This is a genomic window from Rheinheimera salexigens (genome assembly GCF_001752395.1).
GTDB classification, from domain to species: domain Bacteria; phylum Pseudomonadota; class Gammaproteobacteria; order Enterobacterales; family Alteromonadaceae; genus Alishewanella; species Alishewanella salexigens.
Window position 1 is genome coordinate 2,863,322 of the sequence record NZ_MKEK01000001.1, and the last position, 15,929, is coordinate 2,879,250.

16 protein-coding genes are annotated in these 15,929 nt (G+C 42.7%); 11 read left to right on the top strand and 5 right to left on the bottom strand.

Annotation, left to right across the window (positions count from 1 at the left end; translation table 11 throughout):
* The first annotated feature begins 1 nt into the window (after position 1).
* From BI198_RS13115 to hemH, 7 genes are all read left to right on the top strand, one after another.
* Complete coding sequence (locus BI198_RS13115) at positions 2-592, top strand: aminodeoxychorismate/anthranilate synthase component II (protein WP_070049964.1); 591 nt, start codon at positions 2-4, stop codon at positions 590-592.
* A complete protein-coding gene (gene trpD / locus BI198_RS13120) occupies positions 589-1,614 on the top strand; it encodes an anthranilate phosphoribosyltransferase (protein WP_070049965.1) in 1,026 nt (341 codons plus the stop codon). Before BI198_RS13115 ends, trpD begins: the two co-directional genes overlap by 4 nt.
* Complete coding sequence (gene trpCF / locus BI198_RS13125; protein ID WP_235605332.1) at positions 1,601-3,028, top strand: bifunctional indole-3-glycerol-phosphate synthase TrpC/phosphoribosylanthranilate isomerase TrpF; 1,428 nt, start codon at positions 1,601-1,603, stop codon at positions 3,026-3,028. The genes trpD and trpCF overlap by 14 nt, the downstream gene beginning before the upstream one ends.
* Positions 3,021-4,214 (top strand): tryptophan synthase subunit beta, encoded by a 1,194-nt coding sequence (gene trpB / locus BI198_RS13130; RefSeq protein WP_070049966.1) that lies wholly within the window; start codon positions 3,021-3,023, stop codon positions 4,212-4,214. Before trpCF ends, trpB begins: the two co-directional genes overlap by 8 nt.
* Positions 4,211-5,011: a tryptophan synthase subunit alpha gene (trpA, locus tag BI198_RS13135; protein ID WP_070049967.1), complete on the top strand. Its 801-nt coding sequence runs from the start codon at positions 4,211-4,213 to the stop codon at positions 5,009-5,011. Before trpB ends, trpA begins: the two co-directional genes overlap by 4 nt.
* A gap of 134 nt (positions 5,012-5,145) precedes the next feature.
* Positions 5,146-5,649, top strand: coding sequence for an FKBP-type peptidyl-prolyl cis-trans isomerase (locus tag BI198_RS13140; RefSeq protein WP_070049968.1), 504 nt, complete (start codon positions 5,146-5,148; stop codon positions 5,647-5,649).
* A 269-nt stretch (positions 5,650-5,918) separates the two neighbouring features.
* Positions 5,919-7,001, top strand: a complete 1,083-nt coding sequence (gene hemH / locus BI198_RS13145) for a ferrochelatase (RefSeq protein ID WP_070049969.1) — start codon at positions 5,919-5,921, stop codon at positions 6,999-7,001.
* Positions 7,002-7,050: 49 nt separating this feature from the next.
* On the opposite strand, the gene BI198_RS13150 is transcribed toward hemH, so the two are convergent.
* Positions 7,051-7,638 (bottom strand): HAD family hydrolase, encoded by a 588-nt coding sequence (locus BI198_RS13150; protein ID WP_070049970.1) that lies wholly within the window; start codon positions 7,636-7,638, stop codon positions 7,051-7,053.
* A gap of 227 nt (positions 7,639-7,865) precedes the next feature.
* On the opposite strand from BI198_RS13150, the gene BI198_RS13155 reads away from it, so the two are divergent.
* The 3 genes from BI198_RS13155 (at position 7,866) to BI198_RS13165 (ending at position 9,490) form a co-directional block, all read left to right on the top strand.
* Entirely contained in the window at positions 7,866-8,276 is a 411-nt protein-coding gene (locus BI198_RS13155) for a YccF domain-containing protein (protein ID WP_070049971.1), read from the top strand.
* Positions 8,277-8,286: 10 nt separating this feature from the next.
* Positions 8,287-8,691: an MGMT family protein gene (locus BI198_RS13160; RefSeq protein WP_235605333.1), complete on the top strand. Its 405-nt coding sequence runs from the start codon at positions 8,287-8,289 to the stop codon at positions 8,689-8,691.
* 97 nt (positions 8,692-8,788) lie between these two features.
* The gene (locus tag BI198_RS13165) at positions 8,789-9,490 is read left to right on the top strand and encodes a YebC/PmpR family DNA-binding transcriptional regulator (protein WP_070049972.1); all 702 of its coding nucleotides are present in this window, start codon (positions 8,789-8,791) and stop codon (positions 9,488-9,490) included.
* 132 nt (positions 9,491-9,622) lie between these two features.
* Here BI198_RS13165 and BI198_RS13170 read toward each other — a convergent pair whose 3' ends face one another.
* The 3 genes from BI198_RS13170 to BI198_RS13180 all read right to left on the bottom strand — a co-directional run bounded on the left by BI198_RS13170 (position 9,623) and on the right by BI198_RS13180 (position 13,501).
* Positions 9,623-11,803 carry a M3 family metallopeptidase gene (locus BI198_RS13170; RefSeq protein ID WP_070049973.1) on the bottom strand — a complete coding sequence of 727 codons (2,181 nt, stop codon included), beginning with the start codon at positions 11,801-11,803 and terminating at the stop codon, positions 9,623-9,625.
* A 242-nt stretch (positions 11,804-12,045) separates the two neighbouring features.
* Entirely contained in the window at positions 12,046-12,432 is a 387-nt protein-coding gene (locus BI198_RS13175) for a cytochrome b562 (RefSeq protein ID WP_141728884.1), read from the bottom strand.
* Between the two features lie 112 nt (positions 12,433-12,544).
* Positions 12,545-13,501 carry a hypothetical protein gene (locus tag BI198_RS13180; RefSeq protein ID WP_070049975.1) on the bottom strand — a complete coding sequence of 319 codons (957 nt, stop codon included), beginning with the start codon at positions 13,499-13,501 and terminating at the stop codon, positions 12,545-12,547.
* Positions 13,502-13,796: 295 nt separating this feature from the next.
* Between BI198_RS13180 and BI198_RS13185 the strand changes: the two genes are divergently transcribed.
* The gene (locus tag BI198_RS13185) at positions 13,797-14,990 is read left to right on the top strand and encodes a dipeptidase (RefSeq protein ID WP_083256621.1); all 1,194 of its coding nucleotides are present in this window, start codon (positions 13,797-13,799) and stop codon (positions 14,988-14,990) included.
* Between the two features lie 143 nt (positions 14,991-15,133).
* Here BI198_RS13185 and BI198_RS13190 read toward each other — a convergent pair whose 3' ends face one another.
* Positions 15,134-15,859: a DUF445 domain-containing protein gene (locus BI198_RS13190; protein WP_235605334.1), complete on the bottom strand. Its 726-nt coding sequence runs from the start codon at positions 15,857-15,859 to the stop codon at positions 15,134-15,136.
* Positions 15,860-15,929 lie beyond the last annotated feature (70 nt).

Sequence of the window (15,929 nt, forward strand, 5' to 3'; positions counted from 1 at the left end):
TATGAGCATTATTTACTTACTCGACAATATCGACTCTTTTAGTTACAACTTAGTTGATGAATTTGCTCAGCTGGGTTTTGAAATTAAACTGTACCGCAATACCGTGCCTGCCGCTTATATTTACCAAAAGATGCAAGCTGAAACGGCAGAAGTGTTACTGGTATTATCACCCGGCCCGGGCAGTCCCGCGAATGCAGGCAGCATGCCTGAACTTATAAAACTGTGTGCTGGCAATGTGCCAATACTGGGCATCTGTTTGGGCCATCAAGCTATTGTGGAGCATTATGGTGGTGTTGTCGGCTGTGCAGGCGAAACCATACATGGTAAAACTGCCGCGATTAAACTCACCGAGCATGCCGTTTTTGCCGACTTACTTAACCCTTTTACTGTGGCTCGCTATCATTCATTAATGGCCACCGAATTACCTAATGCACTCGATCTGTTAGCGACTGATCGGCATATTCCAATGGCGGTGATTAACGAACCACAACGCATGTTAGGTTTTCAATTTCACCCTGAATCTATTTTAACTACTTTAGGCAAGCCGCTATTAAAGCAAAGTATTGCTTACTTATTACGGAGTAAAGCATGAGCAGTTCTTTATTAGCAATCGTCCAGCATAGCCTAACCGGTCAGCCACTAAGCTTTGCTCAAGCCGAACAATTTTTTACTGCAGTAGTTAACGGTGAAGTAGATCAAATCCATTTAACCGCTTTGCTTGTCGCACTTAAATTACGCGGTGAAACCGCCGCTGAAATTGCCGGTGCTGCCAGCGCCATGCGCCAAGCAGCCATTAAGTTACCCCAGGCAATCAGTGGTAGTATTGACTGCTGTGGCACCGGTGGCGATGGTAGTAATAGCATTAACATTTCAACCACAGCGGCTATCGTGGCGGCGGCTATGGGCATGACTGTGGTTAAGCATGGTAATCGTAGTGTGTCATCGCGCTCTGGCTCCGCCGATTTACTCGAGCAGTTGGGCATTAATATTGCCATGACACCACAACAAGCATTTAATAGTTTACAACACAGCAACTGCAGCTTTTTATTTGCACCGCAATATCATGCTGGCATTAAACATGCGATGACGGTGCGCAATAGCTTAAAAAGCCGGACAATTTTTAATTTGCTCGGCCCGTTAGTCAACCCTGCTTGCCCTGACTTTCAACTACTTGGCGTATACGATGCCAAGCTATGTCGGGTTATGGCCGAAGCCTTACAGCAACTTGGCGTCAAGCGGGCTTGGGTTGTAAATGGTAGTGGCTGTGATGAAATAGCCTTGCATGGTGACACCACCGTATGCGAATTAAACCAAGGTCATATTAGCGAATTTACGTTAACTGCAGCCGACTTCGGTTTAACAACAACACCATTAAGTGCCCTTGCTGGAGGCGAGCCTGCTGAGAATGCCGCCGCAACGTTAGCTATTTTACAAGGCCAAGGTGCGCCAGCCCACAACGCTGCTGTAGCCGTTAATGTTGCAGCTATGATGAAGATAACCGGCTTAGGTGATGATTTAGCAGCCAATACCCAAAGCGTTTTACAGTTACTGCTAAGCAAACAAGCCTATAGCACGCTGCAACAGTTTAAGGAGTTAAGTCATGACCATGAGTAGTGAGGCTATGCCTAACGTATTAGCCAAAATTGTTGCCCATAAAAAACTAGAAGTGGCCGCTTTAAAGCAGCAGCAGCCCATTAGTGAACAGTTTAAACAGCAGCTACCAGCCAGCCAATATGACTTTTTAGCTGCCCTGCAACAACCTGGGCCACGTTTTATTTTAGAGTGTAAAAAAGCATCGCCTTCTAAAGGCTTAATTCGTGCTGAGTTTAACCTTAAGCAACTGGCAGACGCCTATGATCAGTATGCTGATTGTATATCGGTATTAACCGATGAAAAATTCTTTCAGGGTAAGTATGAATACTTAAACACTATGCGCGGTTTAGTTGAAAAGCCGTTATTGCATAAAGACTTTATTATCGACAGCTACCAAATTTATTTAGGCCGCTCGTGCGGGGCTGATGCAGTATTGTTAATGCTATCGGTGCTGGATGATGCTGAATATCGCGAGTTGGCTGCGGTGGCAAAGTCATTAAATATGACGGTGCTAACTGAAGTGAGTAATAGCGCAGAAACCTTACGCGCAGTGGCATTAGATGCCAATTTAATTGGTATTAACAACCGTGATTTACGCAGCCTGCATACTGATTTAAATACTAGCTTTAAGTTAGCCAAACTGATCCCAAATGGCATTACCATAGTATCAGAATCGGGTATTCATACTAATCAGCAAGTACGCCATTTAAGCCAAGTAGCAGATGCCTTTTTAGTCGGCAGTTCGTTAATGGCTGAACATAACTTAGACTTAGCCACGCGCTCGCTAGTATTAGGTGAGCATAAAATTTGTGGTTTAACCCAAGCCGAAGCAGCAGATGCTGCCTATGCAGCTGGGGCTAAATACGGTGGCCTAATATTTTATCCAAAATCGCCAAGGGCTGTTACCCTTACGCAGGCTATACAAATTCAGCAAGCCGCGCCTTTATGTTATGTCGGTGTCTTTGTTAATGCTGACATAACAGAAGTAGTGACAACAGCTCAGCAACTCGCATTAAGCGCAGTACAATTACATGGTGATGAAACCGACGCCTATATCCAGCAGCTGCGACCTTTGTTACCGGCTAATTGCGAAATTTGGCAAGCCTATCGCATCAAAGATAGTTTACCGCAGTTTAGCGCCTTGGTTGATGATTCAGCCAATAGCTTGGTCGATAGAGTACTGTTAGACAGCTTTCATCCCAGCCAACAAGGCGGCAGCGGCGTGCGTTTTGATTGGAATATATTACAACAGCAACTGCCTGACACCCCAGTGATGTTAGCCGGTGGCTTAAATACCGACAATGTCAGCTGTGCTCTAAAACTTGCGGTAGCAGGCTTAGACTTTAATTCCGGTTTAGAATCTGCCCCTGGCATTAAAGATCCAGCAAAAATTCAGTCAACCTTTTTACAGATCAGAGAGTTTAATTATGAGTGAGTTAAAACTAAATCCGTATTTTGGTGAATACGGCGGTATGTTTGTACCGCAATTATTAGTGCCAGCATTAAAGCAGCTCGAACAAGCCTTTGTTGATGCCCAGCAAGACCCAGAATTTCAGGCCGAATTTCAGCAGCTATTAACTCATTATGCTGGCCGACCAACGCCGCTCACTTTATGTCGGAATATTTCACCTAATCCATTAGTAAAAATCTATTTAAAGCGTGAAGATTTATTGCATGGTGGTGCGCATAAAACCAACCAAGTGCTTGGCCAAGCGTTATTAACTAAGCGCATGGGTAAAAAACAAGTTATCGCCGAAACCGGTGCTGGCCAGCATGGCGTAGCGACTGCGTTGGCGTGTGCGTTACTTGGCTTAAGCTGCCGTATTTATATGGGGGCGAAAGATATTGAGCGCCAGCAGCCAAATGTGTTTCGGATGAAACTCATGGGCGCGACCGTTATTCCTGTCACTAGCGGCTCTGGCACCTTAAAAGATGCCGTAAATGAAGCAATGCGTGATTGGTCGGCCAATTATGATACCGCCCATTATTTATTAGGCACCGCAGCGGGTCCGCATCCTTTTCCGACTATCGTGCGTGAATACCAAAAAATGATTGGTGAAGAAGCTAAACAACAAATATTAAAAGCTGAAGGTAAATTACCCGATGCCGTGATTGCCTGTGTTGGCGGTGGCTCTAATGCCATTGGTATTTTTAACGACTTTATTGCCGAGCCCAATGTGGCCTTAATCGGTGTCGAGCCCGGTGGTAAAGGTATTGATACCCATCAGCACGGTGCCGCGCTTAGCACAGGTAGCTATGGCATTTTACACGGCGCTTATACTGCCATTATGCAAACAAATGATGGCCAAATTGAAGAGTCTTACTCTATCTCTGCTGGCTTAGATTACCCTGCAGTCGGCCCGCAGCATACCTATTTAAAACAAACCGGTCGTGCCAGTTATATTGCTATCAATGATGATGAAGCATTAGATGCGTTTCAACTGCTGGCTAAAACCGAAGGTATTATTCCGGCATTAGAAAGCTCGCATGCGTTAGCTCAAGCATTAAAAATGGCGGCAGCTGCAACAGAGCCAGCAGTATTACTGGTTAATTTATCTGGCCGTGGCGATAAAGACTTAACCCATGTTCACAGCATTTTGCACCCAGGAGAGCAGCCATGAAGCGTTATCAGCACATGTTTGAGCAACTAGCCAAACAGAAACAAGGCGCGTTTGTGCCCTTTATTACTATTGGTGATCCTGGACCTGAATTATCCTTTGAAATTATTAAAACCTTAATTGACGCCGGTGCTGATGCGCTAGAGCTGGGCATACCGTTTTCAGATCCGATAGCCGATGGCCCGACCATTCAAAGTGCTAACATCCGCGCCTTAGCTGCAGGTGTTACTCCAGCTATCTGTTTTGATATTATTGCTAAAGTAAGAGAATATAACGCCACTATTCCTATAGGTTTATTACTGTACTCTAACTTAGTCATGGCTCGGGGTATTGATAACTTTTATAGCCAAGCCGCCGCCGCTGGCGTCGATTCAGTATTAATTGCTGATGTACCTTTGCATGAAAGTAAGCGTTTTCGCCAAGCGGCGACAAAGCACAACATTGCGCCTATTTATATTGTGCCGTCTAATATTGATGACGAAGACTTACGCCAAGTAGCTTCGTATGGTCGTGGTTATACTTATCTATTAAGTCGAGCCGGTGTAACCGGTACCGAAACTGCTGCCGCTATGCCTACTGGTGAATTAATTGATCGTATTCGCAGTTATAACCCAGCACCGCCATTATTGGGCTTTGGTATTTCCACACCGGCCCATGTTCGGGCAGCATTAGATAACGGTGCGGCCGGGGCTATTTCTGGCTCAGCCATTGTTAAACTGATAGAGCAACATCAGCACCATCCGGCTGAATTGCTGTTATCGCTGCAACAGTTTGTCAGCAGTATGAAAGCAGCAACCTAAGCGCTTGTTACCACTGGATGCGACCTAAGCTAGCTCAGGCCAATTTAGCCCCGTTTAGGTCGCATTAAAAAAAGCTATCGACCTTTAACCTTAAGCGCGGGATAATAGCGTTTTTATTTCTGGTAGAGCCCATTATGCAAATTAGCAAAGACAGCGTCGTTCAATTCAACTATGTATTATCTGATATTACCTCAGGTGATAAAGTTGAATTAGAGAACTCTAACAAAAACACCAACAGTGACGGTCCATTATTATATTTACATGGTCATCAGCAAATGTTGGCCGGATTAGAGCAAGCATTGGAAGGTAAGCAAGCTGGCGATGAGCTGGAGGTTAGCTTAAGCCCAGAGCAAGCTTATGGCGAGCGTGACGAAAACGCTATTCAAAGCGTGCAAGTAAAACACTTAATGGGTGCGAAAAAGTGGAAAGAAGGCATGACGGCTGTGGTGCAAACCGAGCAAGGTCAGCGCCAAGTGGTTATTGTTAAAATGGGTATGTTTAAAGCCGATGTTGATACTAACCACCCTTTAGCCGGTAAAAGCTTACATTTCTTGATTAACATTACGTCAGTGCGTGCTGCAACAACGGAAGAATTAGCGCATGGCCATGCTCACGGTGAAGGTGGTCATAACCACTAATAGCTAAAAGCAGCAAAATACTATTTTGCTGGCAAAGCTAGGTTAATGACTTTGTCAGCAAAAAACGCATCATTTCATCACTATAAAATCACTGTTACCTTGCATAGACTTGCGCTATAACATTCTTATCACTCGTTTAAACTGTTAATATCACGGTATATGTTGTTGTCAGTAAACTTATTGGCCTGTTTAACCAACGTTATAATCTGCCGTTTACACCCGCTGAGTTTACTTTAATAAGAGTCTAATCAATACTATGAATCAATATTATGCGTTATATTAATACTACTAAGTTTGACCATCAGCAGCCGGATAAAGTGGGTGTACTTATTACCAACTTAGGCACTCCAGATGCACCAACAAAACCGGCCTTAAAACGCTATTTAAAGCAATTTTTATCTGATCCACGGGTGGTTGAAGTGCCACGGTTAATTTGGTGGTTTGTGCTTAACTGTGTCATTTTACAATTTCGACCAAAACGCTCTGCTAAAGCTTATGCCACGGTATTTACTGACCAAGGCTCACCTTTATTGTTTCATACTCAAGCTCAAGCTAACGCTATTGCCGCTAAATTTGCCCATGCTGGCCGTAATGATGTGGTGGTAGATTTTGCCATGCGCTATGGTAATCCGAGCATGGAATCTGTTCTGGATAAAATGTTTAAGCAAGGTGTACGTAAATTAGTAGTATTGCCATTATATCCACAATATTCCGCTTCTACCTCCGCCTCTACTTTTGATGCCATAGCTGAAAATTTTGTTAAACGGCGTTGGTTACCTGACTTTCGCTTTGTGTCGCATTATGCTGATTACGCTCCTTTTATTGCCGCAGCGGTCGCTCGTATTCAACGGCATTGGCAACAACAGGGCAAAGCAGACAAATTAATATTTTCTTATCATGGTATTCCAAAACGCTACTTAACCAATGGCGATCCTTATCATTGTCAGTGTTATAAAACTTCACGCTTAATTGCCGAGCAGTTAGGTTTAACTAGTGATCAATACCTGACGACGTTTCAATCCCGCTTTGGCCGTGAAGAATGGTTAAAACCTTATACCGATGAAACCCTAAAAAGCTTACCGGCAACAGGCGTTAAAGCGGTGCAAATATTTTGTCCGGGCTTTTCTGCTGATTGTTTAGAAACCATAGAGGAAATTGGTGAAGAAAATAAACACTATTTTCTACAGGCTGGTGGTGAACGGTACGAATATATCAGTGCGTTAAATGACGAGCCAGAGCACATTAACGCCTTGTATCAGTTAATTACTGACAATATTCATGGCTGGCAATATAGCGCTGACTCACTTCGGCCAGATCGCGCGAAACAACTTGCTGACAGTAAAGGCTACTAATTTTTGCCTGGTATTTATTTATGATGAGTTTTGATAAGCTTTAATTAGCTTAGCGCCGAGTTAAATTAGCTGTGAGCTGGTCAAAATGGGCGATAGTCCAAGTGGCCTGCTCACTAAAATGCTGGTTATTGTCGTTTAAGTATAAACATGATGGCATACCAGCATTTTTTGCCGCTTGTAGGTCATAAACATAATCACCTACGTACAAAATATGCTCTGGTGCTATTTGCATCTGCTGGGCAATATGTAATAAACCGGCAGGATCAGGTTTAGCGGCAAACTCATCACGTGTTACCACCAACTCTATCTGCATATTTAATCGCTGCATGGTCAAATCTGTCGCTTGGCGCATATTACGGGTTAATAATGCAATGGGTATGCCCTGTTCTGCCAGCGCCTGTAAACACTGCTCAGCTCCTGGCATCCAAGTTGCCAAAGCAGCCCCGGCCATTTCATGTTGATATATAATATCAAAAGCCCGCTGGTAACTGGTGGCGTCTGTTGTTATGGCTAACTGCTCTAATAATGGTGTACCTGCTGGCCAGCCTATTTCTTGGCAGATCGCGGCAAAATTTAATGCCGAGTCCACTAAGGTGCCATCTAGATCAAAAGCGACAGCTTTAATTTGTTGCTGCATCCACTTATTCTCCAAGTCGTATTTGAGTTGCTTAATCATTAGCTATTGTGGTCATTTTTACTAATAATAAGTCTAATAACCACACCTCTTGATTGCAACTTATATAATTCATTGATTTAAAAAGAAAACATTGTGGCTTGATTTGTGCTTTGCTCATAACTAAGCAAAACAACTAAACACTATTGCTAAAGCATTAGTGATAAAACAGTACAGCGTGGAGTGACAGTATGGGCTTATTTAGATTACTTTTTAATATCCTTTGGTTAGTTTTAGGTGGCTTTTTTATGGGCCTAATGTGGTGGCTAGTGGGTATTTTGTGTTTTATTAGTATTATTGGTATTCCGTATGGTCGCTCCTGCTTTGTTATTGGTGAAATGGCATTTTGGCCCTTTGGTCAAGAAGCGATTAGTCGGCGCTATATCAACCAACGCCATGATATTGGTACCGGCACTCTAGGCACTATTGCTAATATTATTTGGTTTTTAGTCTTTGGTATTTGGTTAGCTATTGGTCATATCGGCTCAGCAATTGCTTGTTTTGTCACTATTATTGGTATTCCTTTTGGCATTCAGCATATTAAATTAGCCATGTTAACCTTAGCGCCCGTTGGTAAAACCGTAGTGCCAAGACGGATGTAAACCTTCAGCCATGCTACCGACTAATATGTTAACAACTAAGTTAAGCGCTATGCCAAGCACAACGACAGGCAGTATAACTGCTGCGCAAAAATACCAACGCATTTGGCAAACGGTACTGCACATCCCCGTAGGCAAAGTCGCCAGCTATGGTCAAATTGCTGATTTAGCTGGCTTGCCTGGTCGTGCTCGGCTAGTAGGTAAAGCGCTTGGTCTTGCGCCTTCTACAATGAACCTACCTTGGCAGCGCGTGATACGCAGCGATAGGCAGCTAGCGTTTAAAGCTGGCAGCCCAAATGCCCTGAACCAACAGCAGCTGTTAATGGCAGAAGGCGTGCTGGTGCTAAACAACCGAGTACCAAAAGTCTACTTTTGGCAACCCGATTTAGCCGAAATAATGCATAAGCTGCAATACTAAGTTTTACTAAAGAATTAGGATTTTTATTGCGTTAAAAGCCTGCTTTTCGCTAGACTAGCGCCCTACTAACGTTAACGATATAAAACAGGACGCAATTATGGGTGCACAGTGGAAAGCCAAACATAAGCAAGATGCTGCTAATGCTAAAGGCCGTATTTTTACTAAACTGGCAAAAGAAATCGCCGTTGCTGCACGAAACGGTGCCGACCCCGACATGAATGCAAAATTGCGCTCTGCCATAGAAACCGCCAAAAAAGCCTCGATGCCAAAAGAGACCTTAGAGCGGGCGATTAAAAAAGGTGCCGGTTTACTGGATGGCCCTGCTAACTATGAAACTGTAGTCTATGAAGGCTTTGCGCCTCATCAGGTGCCGGTTATTGTTGAGTGTTTAACCGACAATAAAAATCGTAGCGCGATGAGCATGCGTATATTATTTCGCAAAGGCCAATTAGCCACATCGGGTGCAGTATCATGGGACTTTAAACACTTAGGTCAAATTGAAGCTACGCCAACTAGTCCAGATGCTGATGCTGAACTTGCAGCCATTGAAGCCGGTGCCCAAGACTTTGAAGAAGGTGATGACGGCGATATGGTGTTTTTAACCGAACTTGCCGATTTAGACTTAGTCAGCAAAGCGCTACCTGAGTTTGGTTTTAGCGTTAATACTGCCCGTTTAGTGTATCGCGCGAATAACCCTGTTTCGTTAACTGACGAAGCCGCCTTAGCCGAAGTAGAAGCCTTCTTGGATGCAATCGATGGCGATGACGACGTCCAACATGTTTATGCGGGTATAGCGTAAGCGCGTTAATTAACTCAGCGTTAAACAATAGACGTCTAAACAATTTAAGCGTAGATAATAAAAAGGGCACTTTCTCAATATAGATAAGTGCCCTTTTTTATTTTAGTTACTTTTACCTGTTAGGTGTAACGGTTACTTTTTCTTTGGTACTGGGAAACCACGATCGCGCATTAAGGCATCGATAGTCGCATCACGACCACGGAAGGCACGGTAAGCTTCTGCTGGGTCTACCGCGTTACGTACGCTAAATAAGTGATCAACTAACTTGCCAGCCACGTCTTTATCGTAGAAACCACCAGGTGCTTCAGCAAAGGCTTCAGCGGCATCAGAAGTTAGCACCTCTGCCCACATATAACCATAATACGCCGCAGCATATCCTTCACCAGAGAACACATGACCAAAATGAGGCGTACGGTGACGCATAACAATTTGTTTAGGCATATTCATCGCATTTAAGGTATCACGCTCAAACGCATCTGGGTCAACATTGCTAGGATCATCTAACATATGCAGTTTTAAATCGATAATGGCAGACGCTAAATATTCAGTGGTTTTAAAGCCTGAATTGAACGTCGCCGCTTTTTTGATTTTTTCTACCAGATCTTTTGGCATAGGTTTGCCAGTTTCACTGTGCACTAAGAACTGATCAATGACTTCGTCGGTTAATAACCAGCGCTCTAACAACTGAGACTGGAACTCAGTATAGTCACGCACGCCACCATTTAAGGTTGGGTAAGTGACTTTAGCTGACAAGGCATGTAAAGCATGGCCAAACTCGTGGAAGTATGTTGTAGCATCATCCCATGAAATTAACACTGTTTCGCCTGGTGCACCTTGCATAAAGTTAGAGTTGTTAGATGACAGCACATTCTTTTGGCCATCAAAAGTGCTGTAGCCACGATAACTTGTTGCCCAAGCACCCGAGCGCTTGCCCTGACGAGCGAACGGATCTAAATACCATAAACCAATGTCAGCACCCGTTGTTTTATCAGTAACATGCCACACTTTTACGTCTTCATGAAATACCGGAACCGTACCTTCTGCAACTGGGGTGAAGTTGAAATTAAACAAACGACCCGCAACATAAAACATAGCTTCACGCAGTTTATCTAACTGTAAATATTGCTTAACTTCGTTAGAATCTAAGTCGTATTTTTCTTTTCGTACTTTTTCGGCGTAATAGCGATAATCCCAGGCGGCAATTTCAATGTTATCGCCCATCTTATCGGCTAACGCTTGCATGTCTGCCACTTCTTCTTCAACCCGCGCTATAGCCGCTGGCCATACCGACATCATTAAATCCATAGCATTGCTAGGCTTTTTTGCCATCCGATCTTGTAAGCGCCAAGTGGCGTAGTTATCAAAACCTAATAGGCCGACACGTTGATCGCGTAAGGCTAAGATTTCCGTAATCAATGCATTGTTATCATGCTCATCACCGTTATCGCCACGGCTATAATAGGTGTTCCAGACTTTTTCACGCAACGCGCGATCAGTAGAATAGGTTAAAAACGGGTCCATTGAAGAGCGAGTATTGGTTACTGCATACATGCCTTCTTTGCCACGGGTTTTGGCAGCTGATGCCGCACCATTAATATACGACTGCGGTAAACCGCCTAGCTGATCTGAATTTAAATACAGAACATAACCTTCTTCGTCGGCTAAAATGTTACTTGAAAATGCAGTATAAAGCTGAGCTAAACGCTGATTAATATCTGCATATTGCTGCTTTTTATCGGCATCTAAAGTAGCACCGTTATTAGCAAAGCTTAAGTAAACTAAATGGGTTAAACGCTGCTGCTCAGAGGTTAAGTCTTTATACGAGTCTGAATTATGTACTGCTTCAACCCGCTTAAATAAGGCTTCGTTTTGAGTGATCGATGATGAGAATGCCGATAACTTAGGCGCCATTTCTTTTTGAATCGCTCTAAATTCTTCTGAAGAGTTATTAGAGCTCCAAATACCATAATATCTAAATACGCGATCTAAGGCTGCACCGGCTTTTTCCAGTTCAGCAATAGTGTTTTCAAAGGTTGGCGCAGCGGCATTACTGGTAATAACATCAATATCCGCTAAATGCTGCTGCATACCCATTTCAAGCGCCGGTTTTAAATCAGCTAAATTCATTTTATCAAAAGCAGGTACGCCTTGATAAGGACCTGTAAATGGCTGTAGTAAAACATTTTGTTGTTGAGATTGCGCTGTGGCAACTGCTATTGGCGTTTTTTCGGTGTTAGGCACTGTAGTGTCGCTACAACCAATTAGGCTTGCAGAAACAATGGCTGTAGTAAGCCAAAGTGGCAAAGATTTCATACGTTGCTCCTGGATGGTGTAAAACAGGTAGTACCTACCGTAGTGGCACTACATCAATTATTTTAAGTTTAATTATGGGCTAATTTTAGTTACGCTGAATTTTATACGCTAACTTTTATAATAAGTTAGGCGGCGTTTATATTACAGCCTACCCTGCTCGGCATTAAAAACCCAATAAAAACCCGCTTTTATGCGGTTAGTGCACGACAAATACCGTTCAAATTTCGCTACAGTTTTGCTGACTAACCAAATAACAGCTTCCAAATGCTGACTTTACGCTGCTTATGATACTGCTTACGTAATGCATCAACTGCTTGCAGGTGCTGCTTTACTGATGCTAAGTCTTCCACGGATACCGCTTGCTCTGCTGCGGTTAATTCTTGCAACACTTTATTTAAGCCTTGTTTAAACTGTAGCGCTTTATCTTCAGGAAAATCAGCTGTTAATGCGGTTGTGGTAAGCGTTTTTAAATTTTCAATATGCGGGGAAATTTGTACTATGCTGGTTGCTTCGTGGGCTTGTTTATATTGAAAAGCCATCTCTTTCATGGTTTTCTCTAAATCCACTTTAGCGGCTGCAGCTACCGAATAAGACAACATCAAACACAATACAAATAACAAATATCTCATGGCTAAATACTTCTCAATCACTAAAAATAGGATTATATCCTGTATCTAGCACAATATCAGCGTAAAAAAGCTCTGCAGTTACGCAGAGCTTTGGTTATATAACACTAGGAGATTAACTTAAACGCAGTGTTTTTCGACCAAAATACAAGGCTAATAGAAACAACGACCATACTGCTGGTTCAGGAATATCTGTGGGGTCAGTTGGATCGGGCGCCGCCCCTTCAGGTAAGTTAATGGCAAAATGAATCGCGCTTAACGCATCGGTTTCGCTACTATGGGTTAATGATAGGCTATTTAAACCTATATTCAGAAAAGAGGTGATATCAATAGTCACAATATCCCATAAGCCACCATTGGTTACAGAACTGCCCGGCGTTTGAGGCACAGTAGCACCATCAAAAAGATCGGCGGTATTTAAAGCAATACCATTTAAAAAGAAGATACCATCATCACCAAGACCAAAATCTTGGCCATCTGATACGCTCATGGTTAAAAAAGCATCGCCGCCACTGTAATTAATACCCGACAATTCTACTAACCAACCCAAGGGATCATAAGTATTGGCAAAGTTGGCATCATTACCATCAAAACTAACAATATCTCGATTGTTAGTGCTATCACCATCATCGTAGTACACCACTAATGAGGCACCATTTGAGTTAGCAGCAGATAAACCTGCTAATGAATAAGTACCATCAGCATTAACGAGCGATGTAACATCGGCGCGATACGCTTGGCTATTTTCTTGGCCCCAGAAATTATCGTCAGAAAACCCGATATTAGTGCCACTGACTGCATTACCATTCATGGTAAGATTAGCGTTAAAATTTGGATCAGTTGAGTCGGTAGGTCCATGCCAATATAAATAGGCTTTAGTCACGGTGCCAACAACACCGGTTAAATTTATATCACCAAAACCATTTCCGCGCAGACCTCCTACACCTGCTACAGCGAAATCAGTATCAAACTGGGTTTCAAAACCACTAATTAAACTAGCTGTTGCTGTACCACTCACCCCCAACAACAATGCCATTGCAATACCTGCATGATGTACTGTGTTAAGTTTCATTTTAACTATCCTTTTTTGTCAAAGCATGTAGTTAAAGCACAAAACAAGCCATTTCATCTAAAATGTTGATTAAATTCAGTATTAAATTATTAACTTTTAACAGCTGTAACTAAGTGTAAAGAAGCTGGACGTTATTGAATGCAATACACGCTATATTATTAATAGCCGATACAACCTAGCTTAGCTTGCACCCTAGTAATGATTAGCGTAATAATAATCCGACATTATCAAGCCATTACATATTTCTTATATAAACCCAATTATCAAACACAAATCTTAAAAATAGAGTATTCATATGAAATCAATTGCAAAAACCGCTATTTCTGCAGCCATTCTACTTAGCCTTGCTGCTTGTAGTAGTAGTAAACCCGCTAATGTAAGCCATGAAGCTAAAGCAATGCAGTTAGCCCAGCAATATATTATTATCGACACCCATATTGATGTGCCTTATCGTTTATACAAAGATTGGGAAGATGTCAGCGTACAAACCCAGCGCGGTGATTTTGATTATCCCAGGGCCATGCAAGGTGGTTTAAATGTGCCTTTTATGTCTATTTATATTCCGGCTTCTTACGAGCGCACTGGGGGTGGCTACCTGTTAGCAAATAAGTTAATTGATAGCATGGAAGCCTTAGTTGGCCGCGCACCACATAAGTTTGCAATGGCTCCGGATAGTAAAGATGTGATTGCCCAATTTGGTAGCGGCAAAATTTCACTAGCGCTGGGCATGGAAAACGGTACGCCGATTGAAGGTAAACTAGAAAACCTGCAACATTTTTATGACCGCGGCATTCGCTACATCACCTTATCGCATTCGGAAAGCAACCATATTGCCGACTCAAGCTACGATATTCGTCGCAAATGGAAAGGCTTAAGCCCGTTTGGTAAAGAGTTAGTCGTTGCCATGAATAACATCGGTATGATGATTGATATCTCACATGTTTCAGATGATGCTTTCTATCAAACTGTGGCCATTAGTAAGGCCCCCGTTATTGCCTCGCATTCATCTTTACGCAGCTTTGTGCCGGGCTTTGAGCGTAATATGGATGACAAAATGATCAAAGCACTGGCTCAAAATGGCGGTGTTATTCAAATCAATTTTGGTTCGTCTTTCGTTGCTAGCCAAGCTAACCAATATGGCGCGTTACGCGCCGCTGCCGCTAAACAAGCTGGCGTGGCCAATGATGCCGCTTTTGCCGCTAAATTTAAGGCTGAAAACCCTTACCCATTCGCCACTGTTGATTCGGTATTAGATCATATTGATCATGTAGTGAAATTAGTAGGTATTGATTATGTGGGGATCGGCTCGGATTACGATGGTGTTGGTGATTCATTACCTGAAGGCTTAAAAGATGTTTCAACCTACCCTAATTTAATCGCCGGTTTATTAAGCCGTGGTTATAGCGAAGCGGATATTGAAAAGATTTTATCGGGTAATTTATTGCGGGTGTGGCGTCAAGTAGAAGCCTATGCTGCAACACAAAAATAATTAGTAAAATTAAACCGTATTTATTCGCACTGGTTAGCCTTAACGTTTAACCAGTGCGACGATTCTTACTAACCTTTACTAAGAATGTTACTAGGTTTGACTAGATTTGTATTGCTAGCTTTGCGATAGAAGTTGCTTATTAATTAGCCTTGAATTAACGCTGCTATTAAGCCAATTAACCCACCAAAAACACCGCCCCACACTACTAACCAGCCTAAATGCTGACGAATAATATTCTGTATAATATCTTTCACTAATTCTGGGGTGAGTTCTTGCAAGCGTTTTTCTACAATGCTTTGCACCTGCAGTTGCAGGCCTTGGGTTTGCTCAGGTTTATTTAACTGCGCCATAACCAACTGGTTAAAGTCATCACTATGGGCAATATCGGTTAAAGCCGCTTTTAGTTTATCAATAAAAGGTTGTTTTAAAGGCATTAAAGCTTCAGTGCCACCAAACATGCCTAACATGCTGCCAAAGGAAGATTGTTCAACCACGTTAACCAGTGAGTCAAAGGCAGGTGACAAATCTGCTTGTTCAATTACTGGCTGTAAATCAATCGGTGTGGCATGTTCTTGTTGTTGCTGTTGCATAAAGCGCTGAATATTCTCAGCGCTAAAAAATTGCTGCATCACTAATTGCTGAATACCGGCTTTAAATTGCTCGAAACGAAGCAGAATAACGCCAGAGCCATATAACAGTGGTACTTTTTCAAACAACATATGTACGGCTAGCCAGTTGGTAAGCGCACCCGACAACGCAAATAACCCCACACTTAATATGATGGGTTGCTGCCAGTACCAACCCACCATCAATACAATTAACGCCAGAAGGTTTGTTACTATACTTTTATTAATACTGTTTTTATTCATGCTAAATCATTCTCAACCCCAAAATCACTTGGCGCTAATTTTAATCAGGCTCGCGCTGACTAGCAAGCAC